General features: G+C 64.6%; 10 protein-coding genes and 2 tRNA genes. 5 read left to right on the top strand and 7 right to left on the bottom strand.

The annotated features are described in order from the left end of the window. Positions 1-95: 95 nt before the first annotated feature. The 3 genes from FO470_RS19780 to FO470_RS12935 form a co-directional block, all read right to left on the bottom strand. Positions 96-1,274 carry a DUF2497 domain-containing protein gene (locus FO470_RS19780; RefSeq protein WP_144343391.1) on the bottom strand — a complete coding sequence of 393 codons (1,179 nt, stop codon included), beginning with the start codon at positions 1,272-1,274 and terminating at the stop codon, positions 96-98. Positions 1,275-1,477: 203 nt separating this feature from the next. Then, positions 1,478-2,887, bottom strand: a complete 1,410-nt coding sequence (locus FO470_RS12940; RefSeq protein ID WP_144343390.1) for a TolC family outer membrane protein — start codon at positions 2,885-2,887, stop codon at positions 1,478-1,480. Between the two features lie 173 nt (positions 2,888-3,060). Further along, complete coding sequence (locus FO470_RS12935) at positions 3,061-3,723, bottom strand: protein-L-isoaspartate O-methyltransferase family protein (protein ID WP_144343389.1); 663 nt, start codon at positions 3,721-3,723, stop codon at positions 3,061-3,063. A gap of 316 nt (positions 3,724-4,039) precedes the next feature. Between FO470_RS12935 and FO470_RS12930 the strand changes: the two genes are divergently transcribed. The 4 genes from FO470_RS12930 to FO470_RS12915 all read left to right on the top strand — a co-directional run bounded on the left by FO470_RS12930 (position 4,040) and on the right by FO470_RS12915 (position 7,972). Beyond that, a tRNA-Cys gene (locus FO470_RS12930) sits at positions 4,040-4,113 on the top strand. Between the two features lie 240 nt (positions 4,114-4,353). Continuing rightward, entirely contained in the window at positions 4,354-6,153 is a 1,800-nt protein-coding gene (locus FO470_RS12925; RefSeq protein WP_144343388.1) for an ABC transporter ATP-binding protein, read from the top strand. A gap of 92 nt (positions 6,154-6,245) precedes the next feature. After that, a tRNA-Asn gene (locus tag FO470_RS12920) sits at positions 6,246-6,321 on the top strand. A gap of 253 nt (positions 6,322-6,574) precedes the next feature. Then, entirely contained in the window at positions 6,575-7,972 is a 1,398-nt protein-coding gene (locus tag FO470_RS12915) for a diguanylate cyclase domain-containing protein (RefSeq protein ID WP_186291951.1), read from the top strand. 37 nt (positions 7,973-8,009) lie between these two features. On the opposite strand, the gene FO470_RS19865 is transcribed toward FO470_RS12915, so the two are convergent. The 4 genes from FO470_RS19865 to ltnD all read right to left on the bottom strand — a co-directional run bounded on the left by FO470_RS19865 (position 8,010) and on the right by ltnD (position 11,477). Next, positions 8,010-8,189 carry an NrsF family protein gene (locus FO470_RS19865; RefSeq protein ID WP_186291950.1) on the bottom strand — a complete coding sequence of 60 codons (180 nt, stop codon included), beginning with the start codon at positions 8,187-8,189 and terminating at the stop codon, positions 8,010-8,012. Positions 8,190-8,376: 187 nt separating this feature from the next. Further along, the gene (locus tag FO470_RS12910; RefSeq protein ID WP_144343386.1) at positions 8,377-9,132 is read right to left on the bottom strand and encodes an SDR family NAD(P)-dependent oxidoreductase; all 756 of its coding nucleotides are present in this window, start codon (positions 9,130-9,132) and stop codon (positions 8,377-8,379) included. A gap of 85 nt (positions 9,133-9,217) precedes the next feature. After that, complete coding sequence (otnK, locus tag FO470_RS12905) at positions 9,218-10,486, bottom strand: 3-oxo-tetronate kinase (RefSeq protein WP_144343385.1); 1,269 nt, start codon at positions 10,484-10,486, stop codon at positions 9,218-9,220. A gap of 61 nt (positions 10,487-10,547) precedes the next feature. Beyond that, positions 10,548-11,477 (bottom strand): L-threonate dehydrogenase, encoded by a 930-nt coding sequence (gene ltnD, locus FO470_RS12900; RefSeq protein WP_272482974.1) that lies wholly within the window; start codon positions 11,475-11,477, stop codon positions 10,548-10,550. A 69-nt stretch (positions 11,478-11,546) separates the two neighbouring features. Here ltnD and otnC point away from each other — a divergent pair, with 69 nt between their 5' ends. Further along, the gene (gene otnC / locus FO470_RS12895) at positions 11,547-12,221 is read left to right on the top strand and encodes a 3-oxo-tetronate 4-phosphate decarboxylase (RefSeq protein ID WP_246659582.1); all 675 of its coding nucleotides are present in this window, start codon (positions 11,547-11,549) and stop codon (positions 12,219-12,221) included. The last annotated feature ends 74 nt before the right edge of the window (positions 12,222-12,295 follow it).

The following is a 12,295-nucleotide window of genomic DNA, read 5'->3' as shown; positions in this document are numbered from 1 at the left end:
TGCGAGAGAAAGCGGAGCCGATGGCTCAAGTCAACACGCCAAAGGACAGGCGGCGTGTGGAAGAGGCGGAATCAGCCCCGCCTCTCCTTCATGTCTCACTGGCCCTGACGGGCGACGCGCTCGATCTCGGCACGCACCAGACGCTCGACCAGCGTCGGGAGGTTCTCGTCGAGCCAAGCCTTGAGCATCGGCCGGATCGCTTCGGTCACGAGATCGTCAACCGTGCGAGAGTTCGACGTCACCGTCCGCTGCAGCGAGCCGAAAGCCGCCGAAACAGCGTTGCTGGCCGAGCCGGAAACAAGCCGCTCGCGGGTCGCCTCGGTAGCCGCCGGCTCCGCGCCGGTGGCCGGACGGCTGGCGGCGCCGAAGCGCGATTCGACGGGACGCGTTTCCAGACGCGACGGCGCCGTCGTCCGCGGGGGGAAAGGTACCGGCGTCTCCCGCGTGGGAGTGGTGGCGATCACTTCCGCCTCGTCCAGGACGGACCGCGCGGCTGCTTCGGACTTGGCCTGCATCTCGATGGTCTCCTCTACGAGGGTCGAACCGACCGGCACGGCGAGGGCCGCCGCGTCGGCATCGGCAACTGGAGCGGCCGTCTCGGCACCGCGCGGCGGCAGCGGGGAAAACCGGGACGCGGCCGCTTCGGCGGAAACATGCGCCAGCTCCGCCTGAACCGCCTGCTCCACCAGGGCCAGATCGAACAAGGCCGAACCGAGCGGCGTGTCGAGATCGTCGCTCTCCGGCACGGAAGGGGAAGCTTCAACGGGGAGCGTCACACGCGCGACCCGAGTCACCGCATGCAGCGCGGGCGCGGCAGAAGCGCTTCGCGCACGCGGCGCGAAAGGATCGACGGCCGGCGCACTATCCGGCCTGACGAAGCCGGTCGTCTCCGACCGATCCTGGGCCGGAGCGGGTGAGAAAGGCGCCGACACGAGGGGCAGCGGCACAGAGGTAAGCGGCATGGCCGGGCGCATCGACGAGATCGGCGCCGGAGCGCTCCGCACAGGGCGCGGCGGGGGCGAGAACGCGGGCTCACTCACCGGCGACCGGACCGCAACCGGCGCGAAAAGTCGCGTCGATGGATCCGGAGCACCGATCCCCGACGATTCACGGCCCGATGTGGAAGACCGGCCGGCCAGCGGCTCCCGGGGGGCGAAGGCATCGCGCGGGGCGGAGCGGGGCTCGGGCTGGGCCGGGCTGGGCGGAGGCGATGCTGGCTCGACGGCGACCTCGTCGGAAATGATCCGCCGGATGGAGGCCAGAATCTCCTCCATGGACGGCTCGTTGGCCCTCGCACTTACCGACATGCGCTTCTTTCCGATCGCTCAGACGACGCCGCGCGCGGACAGTGCGGCCGCGCATCGCGCGAATCACCCATTAAGACTTTGTAAACCGTGCACCGACCAAAGCTGCGCGCCAAGCCATGACAATCCGATGGCTGTGGATTTTGTCCGGCGCGCGCTTCGTCTCATGCCGCTTACTGGCCGCCGGGCGTGCGCACGCCAATCCAGGCATCACGCACCTGATTGTAGTGCACCTGCGGATTGTAGATCGGAACCTTGAGGCCGAGGCGGGTCGCCCCCAGCTCGCCGCTGGCCGACAGAACTGCGTACGAGGCGACCACGCGGTCGCGCTGGGCGATGACGAGGCTGGCGCGGGCGTCAAACAGCGCGGTCTGCGCGTTCAGCACATCGAGCGTGGTACGCTGGCCGACGCGCCACTCCTCGCGCACGCCGCGCAGCGCGATCTCGTTCGCCGCCACGGAAGCCTGCGCCGATTCGATGGCCGCCTTGGCCGCTTCCAGAGCGCCCCAGTACTGCACGACGTTGGCGCGAACCTGCTCGCGGTTCACGTCCACCTCGATGCGCAGCTGACCAAGGGTTTCCTTGCTCTGACGGATCGTCGCGTATTCCGCGCCGCCCTGATAGATCGGCACGGTGAGGTTCAGCGTGGCCGAAGCGGCGGTCTGCCGCTCGACGCTGTTGGCGCTGTTGTAGTCGGACGAGGCGGTGCCGTTGAGGGTGAGCGTGGGCGACAAGGCCGCCTCCGCCACCTTCACGTTGGAGAAGCCGGCATCGACGGCAAATTCAGCCGCCTTCACCGCCGGGTGTCGCGTCAGACCGAACTCGACCGCCGTATTGAGGCTCTTCGGCAGCAGCCGGTCGATCGGCCGGCCGGGCGACAGCTTGGTCGGACGCAGGCCGATCACCTGGAAGAAGACCGCGTTGGCGGTATTCAGGTTCGAGTTTGCCAATGCCAGATCGCTCTGCGCGGTCGCCACGCTCGCCTCGGCCTGCGCGACGTCGGTGCGGGTGATCTCGCCGACGGAGAAGCGGTCACGCGCCGCGCGCAGCTCTTCCTGCAGCGCTTCGAGATTCTGCTTCTGCAGATCCACCAGCGCCGTGTTCTGCAGCACGTTCATGTAGGCGGTGGCGGCGTCGAGCAGCACGAGCTGCTCGGTGTTACGGAGCAGCTCGCGTTGGCCCTTCACCTGCGACTCGGCGCTGCGCACCGAATTGGCGGTCCTCAGCCCGTCATAGATGGTCTGGCTGATGGTGACGCCGAAGCCGGAAGGATTGGTCTTCCGGTTGCTCATCGTGCCAGTGCCCTGAAGGGCCGCCACGTTCGAATCGATGCGGGTCTCCGCCCACTGCATGCCGACATAGGCACTGCCCATGACCTGCGGCCGATACCCCGACAGGGCAATCGGCACATACTCGTCCGTCGCGCGCGTCGCCGCACGCTGGGAGTTGAGGGTGGGATTGTTCCGATAAGCGGCCACCAGGGCCTGATCGAGGGTCTGCGCTTTAGCCGGTGCGGCGAATCCTACAACACAAGCGACCGCCGCGAACGCGACAACCTTCCCCCCGGTAGCCGACAGCCACATGGTCCAACCTCTGCGAACGCTTCACTGATCGGAGCCACCTGCCCCCAGGGCGACTCTCTTTGCATGAAACAGCAGAATAGGTGCTCGAAGAAGGGCTGTGAACTGGTCGGTTTGATCAGCGGACGATTTAAATCGCACACGCGGCAGATCAGCCACAGAGCGGCTGCCAGCCGTTAGAAAACAAAGCCCGGACGCGCCTCGAAGCCCGGCAGGGTGGGCACCGCCGCATCGAAAACGATGCGCGAACCGATACCGCCGGTGGTGTTGGTGAAGACGCTCGCGCGACCCGCGCGCCCATGTCCGACCACGGCGACGAGTCGGCCGCCCGGCTTGAGCTGGGCCAGCAGCGTCTCGGGAACCGAATCGACCGAACCATTCAGCAGAATCACGTCATAAGGCGCTTCCGACTGCCAACCGGCGGTCAGCGGCCCCTGAACATAGGCGGCGTTGAGCAGCCCGAGCTCGACCAGGAGGGAAGAGCCCTGCCCCGCCAGCTCGGCGTCTTCCTCTAGAGCGACCACCTGCCCCGCCAGCTTCGCCAGCACGGCGGTGGAATAGCCGCTCGCTGCACCGACATCGAGGACAAGCGCATCCGGCCCGATTTCTGCCGCCTGCAGCAGCTTGGCGAGCACCATCGGCTCCATCAGGTAGCGAGCCGGAGCGCCTTCCTTAACCAGCAGGTCGTCATCGATATAGGCAAAGTTGCGCAGCGGAGCTGGCACAAAACGCTCGCGCGGCGTCTCCAGCATGGCGGCAACGATGCGCAGGTCGGTGACGTCGTTGGCCCGCACCTGGGCATCGACCATGGCGCGGCGCATCTCGGCGAAATCGATCATTCGGCGACAACCTCGAAACGAAACGGGCGACGGTCCGTTCAGATACCGCCGCAGGAAGCCGGCGCCAGAATTGCGGCACGCGCGTTCCCAATGCAAGCATTCTCCACGCCTTGGCTTGAAGATTTCAAGCCTGCAACCCGGCGACTGCGCAGAAAACGGGCCGTACCCGCGTGCGGAACCGCCGTGCGGCGCAGCGCCGCTGTCCACTGTCGCGATCGACTGTGTGCCACCGCCGACGCCTCCCCGCGTTGCTCATCGGCGAGAGCTCTGTTATGAGGCGCGCCGGTCCATCGGGCGATGTCCTGCATCCCCGGTCGGCCACGTGGCGGAGTGGTTACGCAGCGGACTGCAAATCCGTGCACCCCGGTTCGATTCCGGGCGTGGCCTCCAGTTCACGCACGTGCCGCCGGCCCGAAAGGTGTCGGCGGCACGTGTCGCGACAGCACCCGGGAGACGCCGTGAGGCGCACCATACGGCACATGCATATGTCGGCCGCGACAGCCGCCTCCCATTGTTTGACAATGACTGGGGATCGTCGTTGATGATCCCGTCGTGCCGCCCTGCGCGTCCGAACGTGCCGGGAAGGCACCCTTCGGCCGGGCAAGGCCGCTGCGTAAAGGAAGCTGCCTGATGTTGCCACCCAAGTTGGCCAACGCGTTTCGTAACATGATCAGCCCCGAGACCCGGGATACGGTCGGCAGGCTGTTCCTGACGGACGGTCGCCGCCACTGGAAGGGCTATGCGATCTCCTTCGTCTTCATGGGCATCATGGCCGCCACGACGTCGGGCCTCGCCTATCTCATGGGCGATGTGATCAACCGCATCTTCGTCGAGCAGAGTTCCTCGGCCATCTGGATCCTGTCAGCCGCGGTGCTGGCACTCAGCATCACCAAGGGCTTTGCGGCCTACGGTCAGGCCGTGGCACTGGCGCGCGTCGGCAACCGCATCGTCGCCGACAACCAGAAGCGCGTACTCGACCGCCTGTTCGCCCAGGACGTGGCCTACTTCTCCGGCAGCCACACCGCCGAGATCATGCTGCGCTTCAATACCGGCGCCCAGGCCGCGCGCAACGTGCTCAACCTGATCATCACCAGCCTGGGGCGCGACCTGTTGTCGGTCATCGGCCTCACCGCCGTGATGATCATCCAGGACCCGTTCATGGCCTGTATCGGCCTCGTCGTCATGCCGATCGCCGTCGGCGGCGTACGCGCCCTGATCCGCAAGGTTCAGAAGATCTTCAGCCGCGAGTTCCACGCGGCGATCAAGATCATGACCGAGTCGATCGAGGCGTTTCAGGGCATCCGCACCATCAAGTCCTTCACCATGGAGGATGACCAGCGTGCCAAGATCTACGAGCGCATCGACCGGATGGAGAAAGCCTCCAACCGCATGATGCGGGCGCAGTCGCAGTCCGGCCCGCTCATGGAGGCGCTGGGTGGCGTCGCCATCGGCCTGGTCGTGATGTACGCCGGCTGGGGCGTCCTGCACGGCGGCCGCACCCCGGGCGAGTTCTTCTCGGTCATCACCGCGCTGCTGCTCAGCTACGAGCCGGCCAAGCGCCTCGCCCGCCTGAACATCGACCTCACCACCCACCTGCTCGGCGCCCGCATGCTGTTCGAAATCCTCGACCGTCCGGCGGTCGAGGCGGATGCACCCGGCACGCCGGATCTCGTGGTCGAGAGCGGCAAGATCGAGTTCGATGACGTGTTCTTCGGCTATCGTGAGAACGAGCCGGTGCTGCGCGGACTGAGCTTCGTCGCCGAAGCGGGCCAGACTACCGCCCTCGTCGGTCCCTCGGGCGGCGGCAAGAGCACGGTGATGAACCTGCTGGAGCGCTTCTACGAGATCAAGTCCGGCACGATCGCCATCGACGGGCAGAAGATCAATCAGGTCACCCGCAAGTCGCTGCGCCGGTCCATCGGCTTCGTCAGCCAGGACGTCTTCCTGTTCTCAGGCTCGATCCGCGAGAACATCGCCGCCGGGCGCCCCTCGGCGAGCGAGGAGGAGATCGTCGCGGCGGCGCGCGCGGCGCATGCCCACGACTTCATCATGGGCTTCGAGAACGGCTATGACAGCTTTGTCGGCGAGCATGGCGCGCAGCTGTCCGGTGGCCAGCGCCAGCGCATCGCCATCGCCCGCGCCTTCCTGAAGGACGCCCCTATCCTCCTGCTCGACGAGGCGACCGCCGCGCTCGACAGCGAATCCGAGGCGGAAGTGCAGAAGGCGCTCCACGAATTGCAGCGCAACCGCACGACGCTGGTGATCGCCCACCGCCTGCAGACGGTGATCAACGCCGACCGCATCTGCGTGGTCGAGAAGGGCCGCGTGGTGGAAAGCGGACGCCACGACGAGCTCGTCGCCAAGCGCGGGCGCTACTTCACGCTGCACCAGCTCCAGTTCGCCGGACAGCAGGAACGCCTCAGCGCCTGACGACATATCCACATGGGATGCGGGTTCCGACTTCACAAACGGATCCCGCATTGCTATATCGCCGGCCTCCGCGACGCTTCGCGCGTCCCCGGTCCCTGATAGCTCAGTTGGTAGAGCGTTCGACTGTTAATCGAATGGTCGCAGGTTCGAGTCCTGCTCAGGGAGCCATTATTTTCTTTCAAAGCCTTGATATTGTTGAATTTTGTCGGCTGGCGATTTTGTCGTCCCCACCGCGTTCGCGGCCTCGAAGCGGCCCTAAGGGCCAGAATCGGCGCCCAAGGGAGAGCAGGACGCCTCCTATACGTCGACAACGTACTCAAGCGTTCCGGCAGCAACAGGGCACTGGATTGCGCCTCTTACTTGTGCTCCCGTCGAATGGGGTAACGTTGCGGGCGTCGACATGTCGCCCTCTGGATGGTCGATGCGCACCGGGATCACGGTTGGACAAGGGCCTCTCCTGACCCAAGATGCCACCGGCGAAACATCGGATGTCGCGGGATACGACGCCCTATGCCGAGTCGCGCGTGCCCTGTTGGGGGTACATGCCGCGTCCGTGGTTCTCGCAAGGAATGCCGGCCATTGGATCGATGCCGATCCGCGCGCCGTGCCGCGCGACTGGATATTTCCAAAAACCATAGAGGAGTTCGGGGGCCTCGGTGAGGACTTGAAGGCAATAACCGACTTCAGTTCCGATACGGCCGACACGGAGTCCGCCTGGACCCGCCGAATGCCGGGGCTCAGGTTCTTTGCGAGCATCCCCTTAGGATCGTCCGCCGAGGGGCGCCTATGCCTGTTTGATACCCGACCTCGAACAATCGAAGACACGGGGGACGATCACCTACGAGATCTCGGCCGCATCGCGCACGAGATTCTGCGTCTCCACCGTGAACTACAGGCGGCGAAGCAGCAAGAAGCTGATTTCCGCCTGTTGGCGGAGAGTTCGACCGACACCATCGTGCGGGGCGACCTTGAAGGGGTGCGGCTCTATGTATCGCCCTCCGTCAATACGTTGCTCGGCTATGAGCCGGAAGAACTGATCGGGCGCCAAGCTGCGGACATCGTGCACCCTGACGATGCTCCTCGCTTTCGCGAGATGATGCAGCGAATTCGTGAGGGCAATTTCGATGTTGGCGAGAGCGAGATACGCCAGCGCCACAAGAATGGATCATGGGTCTGGATGGAAGCCTCAATCCGCCTGACCTACGATCGCACCACAGGCGAGCCAAACGGCTATGTCGCCTCAGTACGTGGCATGGACCGTCGCAAAAAGCTCGAAGCGCGGCTCACGCGTCAGGCTACGCATGATGTGCTGACAGGCTTGGCCAATCGGGCATTGCTCGAAGAGCATTTGAACGAGGCAGTCGCACGAAACAGGTCTACCGGTCAGCGCTTCGCGCTCTTCTATCTGGATGTCGACCATTTCAAGCGCGTGAACGACACGCTTGGCCATCAGGCCGGAGACGCCGTGTTGCGCGAGGTGGCAATACGCCTTCGAGGTGGGATGCGTCCTCAGGACATTGTAGCGCGGGTCGGGGGCGATGAGTTTGCAGCGCTGCTGGAAGTCAGCACGAACCCACGCGAGGTTGACCGTGTGGCCGAGCGTCTCATTCGCGCCCTGGGCGTCCCCGTGGAATATGGCGGTCATTCCATTAGCCTCGGCATCAGCATTGGCATCGCCCGTGTGCCTGAGTGCGGACTTGCCCCCGCAGCGTTGCAAGCTGCGGCGGACGGCGCTCTCTATGAGGCCAAGCAAGCTGGGCGTGGCTGTTATCGCTATGCAGCGTGCCGACCGAATGAAAACGGTTCTGCCCAAGGCTAGCGCGGTCACCTTTCACGACTTCCTGGCCTCTACCAAGCTAGCGACCTTGGCCCGATGGCAGCGCCGATCCCGCCGACGGTGCCATAACCACCATGCACCACAGGACGAAGAAAGCAGCACCGTCGTTCACGCAGGCGCCCGTGTAGGCCAACGCACCGATAGCCCCTGCGAGAAGCCCAGCGAAGAAACACGGAGAAAGGCGGGCGAACCAGGTCATCGTCCGCCGCGGTCGGCCCCGCATGATCGTCTCTCCGGCAACGGCATCGAGCTGGTCAGCCGGACGATCCTAGGCTTCTGCGAAGAAATCGCTTGAATGGCACGACAACACCATCCGCCCCCATATGGGCCTCGGTGGTCTATCGTTTCCTCCGGCACTCCGGCCCCGGCCTGATGCTTCGCCAGAGCTATCGAGCGCTGTATCCGCCGTCAGCCATCAGGATCTGCCCGGTCACAAAGGATGCCGCCGGGCCTGACAGATAGAAGATCGCATCGGCAATCTCCTTCGGTTCGGCCCAGCGGCCCAGCGGATGAGCACTTTTGATCGCCGCCTCGCCGGCAGCGGGATCTTCGAGACCTTCGAGGTAGCGCGTGAGGAACGGAGTATTGATCGAACCTGCGCCTACGGCGTTCACCCGAATCCCGCGGGACGCGTAGTCGACCGCCATCTGGCGAACGAGCTGCAGCAGCGCGCCCTTAGCTGCGCAGTAGGCGGCCTGTTCCGGCAGACCGACGACGCTTGAAATGGAGCCGGTGGCGACGATCGAGCCTGCGCCCCGCTGCAGCATTACCGGCAGCGCGCGCTTCGACATCAGGAAGAAGGACTTGGCATTCGCGTTCATGACGCTATCCCATTCGTCTTCCGTAGTGTCGTGGGCGGATTTGGAGATGATGAACCCGGCATTGCTGACCAGTACATCCACCGGACCCAGACGCTGTTCCGCGGCGGCGAAGATCTTTTCCACCTCCATGGATTTCGTGACATCGGCGGGCACAGCGACGATCTGACCGGACGAGCCGCGTTCGAGATCGGTGACGGAAGTGGCGATGTCGGTCGCGCAGACACGAGCACCGTTCTCAACGAACTGCGCGACGGCGGCACGGCCAACGCCACCGGCCGCGCCCGAGATTACGACGGTCTTGCCTTCAAAGCTGTTGCCCATGGTGTCCTCCAGGTTGTCTTTCGATCACGTCACGGTTCGGCGGCGTTCAGGTAAGGCAATCGCTCGGCATAGCTCGCTTGAAACCTCAAGCGAGTCGCGAGAGCGCTTCGGGAAGGAAGTCGGGACCGCCGAAATTGCCGGATTTCAATGCCATGGCGAGATCGCCTCCAGGCTGACCGAAGGTGCGAAGCATCGGCACGCCGGGAGCAAGCTCCTCCCCGACCTCGAAGGATCGTATGCCGAGCATGTCGACCACGGCGCCGGACGTTTCCCCGCCAGCGACAACGAGACGACGAACGCCCTCATTGACGAGGCCAAGAGCAATCGTCGCCAGGACGCGCTCGATCGCATGCCCCGTCTCCATCCTGCCGTACTTCTGCTGAAGCGCAGCGACGGCTTCGGAAGAGGCCGATGCGGCGATGAGGACGGGTCCCGCTTCAAGATGGCGCCGCGCAAAGGCCAAGGCTTCATCGACGGCTCCCGACCCGGCGACGATACATTCGGGATCAAGCCGCAGGACAGGCATACGCTTTTCGGCAACCGCGATTTGCTCGAGCGTACGCGCCGAGCAACTGCCGGCGATCGCAGCGGCGCGGCCCCCTACCGGCTGGAAGCCGCTGGTGGCCCCGTCTTCCGAACGACAGGCCTCCAGCGCCGCCCTGGCGAGGCCGTGGCCGAGACCTGACGCTCCCGTGGAAACGGCCGTTTCGAAGGCGAGACGGCCAAGCACGTCAAGATGGGCATCGTCGATCGCGTCGGCGATGATCGACGGCCGGATATCGGAAAAGGACTGGATTTTCTCGCGACAGGCGCCAAGACCTGCCGCCACCGTCTGAACGTCAAGGATGCGGACAGGCCGCTCGGACTGCTTTGCCAATATGCGGGCGAGGTTTGCGTCGCGCATCGGGTTCAGCGGGTGATGGCGAAGCGAACTTTCGTTCAGGGGAACGTCGTTGACGAACAGATTTCCCTTGTAAACGGTCCGACCGGTTTCCGGGAAAGCCGGCGTGACAAACACCCAACCCTGCCCCGCACGTTCCATTAGGGCATCCGTAACCTGGCCGATGTTGCCGTCATCTGTGGAATCGAACGTGGAACAAATCTTGTACATGACATGGCGAACGCCGATCTCCCTCAGGAGTGCCTCCGCCGCAAGAGCGCCGGACACGGCTTCCGCGACAGGGGCAGAACGTATCTTCAGCGACACCACGATCGCATTTATCCCGCCGAAGGCTTCCTTGTCGGCCGGGACGCCAATGGTCTGCACGGTCCTGAGACCGGACTTGCGCCATGTGTTCGCGAGATCCGACGCGCCCGTGTAGTCGTCCGCGATGGCTGCGAGCAGCGCGGTCATGGGAGCCATCTCCTGTACGGTGCAAACCGGCCGGTCTTGCCGAGCTTCGGCTGCGGATAGGTCACGTGGTGGGTTTGACGGCGGGCAGTACGGCGCCAGACAGTGCCGCGTATGTTCGCGCCACCGATGCGTCGTCCTCGGCGCCCATTCCTGCGCCGGAGGTCGCCAGGTACATCTGCAGTGCAGCAGCGGCGAGCGGCGCCGGGTAGCGTTCCGCTCGCGCCATATCCTGCAAAATCCCGAGATCCTTGACGAATATTTCGACCGAGCTGAGCGGCCTGTAGTCGCCCTCGAGGATGTGCGGAACCCGGTTCTCGAACATCCATGAATTGCCGGCCGACGCGGTGATGACCTCGTATACGGTGGGCAGATCCAGTCCGAGCTTCGACGCCAGAGCCATCGCCTCGCATGCCGCGGCGATATGAACGCCGGCCAGGTGCTGGTTGATCATCTTCACCGAGGCGCCGATACCTGGCTCGCTGCCGAGCCGATAGACCTTGCTGGAGATCGCATCCAGCACATCCGCCGCCCGATCGAAGGCCGCAATGCTGCCAGACGCCATCACGGTCAGGGCACCGGTCGCCGCCTTGGCGGCGCCCCCGGAAATAGGTGCGTCCAGATAGAGAATATCCCGCTCGGCGAGACGCGCAGCGAAGCGCCGGGCGTCGGCCGGCGCCATGGTGGCCGACGAGACGAAGACCGATCCAGGCGCCATCACGGGGAAAACTCCGTTCTCGGCGAAAAGCACGGCCTCCGTTTGCACACTGTTGACGACGACGCACAGGACGATGGAGGCGCCCCGCACCGCTTCCGCCGGCGAACGGGCGGAAGTGCCACCAGCCGACGCCAGTTTCGCGATCGCCGCCGGGGCTGGATCGTATCCGGAGACGATGTGTCCATGGCGGAGCAACGAACTCGCCATGCCAAAACCCATCGATCCCAGACCGATGACAGCGACGCCGGATTTTGCCTCGGAACCGTTGGAAGACACGCCGAAACTCCCTTGCTTCGAGCCCGCTTATATGCAGATTATCTACAATCTGCAATGGGGCTGCGAGTGGTGGCGAGTTTCAACGAGACCCGAATCCGGGAGCAGATCGTTCGATACGGGGCTTCCCTGTTCAATCGAGGCCTGACCCCGGGATCCTCGGGAAACATCTCCGTCCGGCTCGATGACGGCGGGTGGCTCGTGACGCCGACAAACGCCTCCTTGGGCTTCCTGGATCCGGCATCGCTCTCGCGGCTGGATGCCAAGGGGAACCTGCTCGCTGGCGACAAGCCGACGAAAGAGGCCCCCCTGCACGCGGCCCTGTATGACACCGTCAGGCACTCACGGGCGGTCGTGCATCTGCACTCCACGCACTCGGTGGCGCTCTCGATGCTTCCCGACGTGGATCCGACGGCCGTGCTGCCCCCCCTGACGCCGTACTATCTGATGCGTGCCGGGCGAACCGCTCTGGTTCCGTATTTCAGGCCCGGTGACTCCGCCGTCGCCGACGCCATCAAGGGACTAGCCGGCAAGTACACATCAGTATTGCTAGCCAATCACGGCCCGGTAGTGGCGGGAAAAGATCTGGAAGCGGCAGTGTACGCGATCGAGGAGATGGAGGAGACAGCCAAGCTCCATCTGCTTCTCCGCAATCTGAACCCGCGGCACTTGTCTCCCTCGCAAGTGGACGACCTTGCCAGGCACTTCGATCTACCCGCCTCCCCTCACTCCCACGACGACGAGTAGCGTCGCCGGCATCCCAGTGCGGAAAGCGTCAAATCGCGTTGACAGATTGTAGATAATCGTCAATCTAGCGGCAA

This window comes from Ancylobacter moscoviensis (genome assembly GCF_007559435.1).
GTDB lineage: Bacteria > Pseudomonadota > Alphaproteobacteria > Rhizobiales > Xanthobacteraceae > Ancylobacter > Ancylobacter moscoviensis.
Note: the sequence above shows the minus strand (reverse complement) of the source record. Positions and strands in the feature narration are given on the sequence as shown.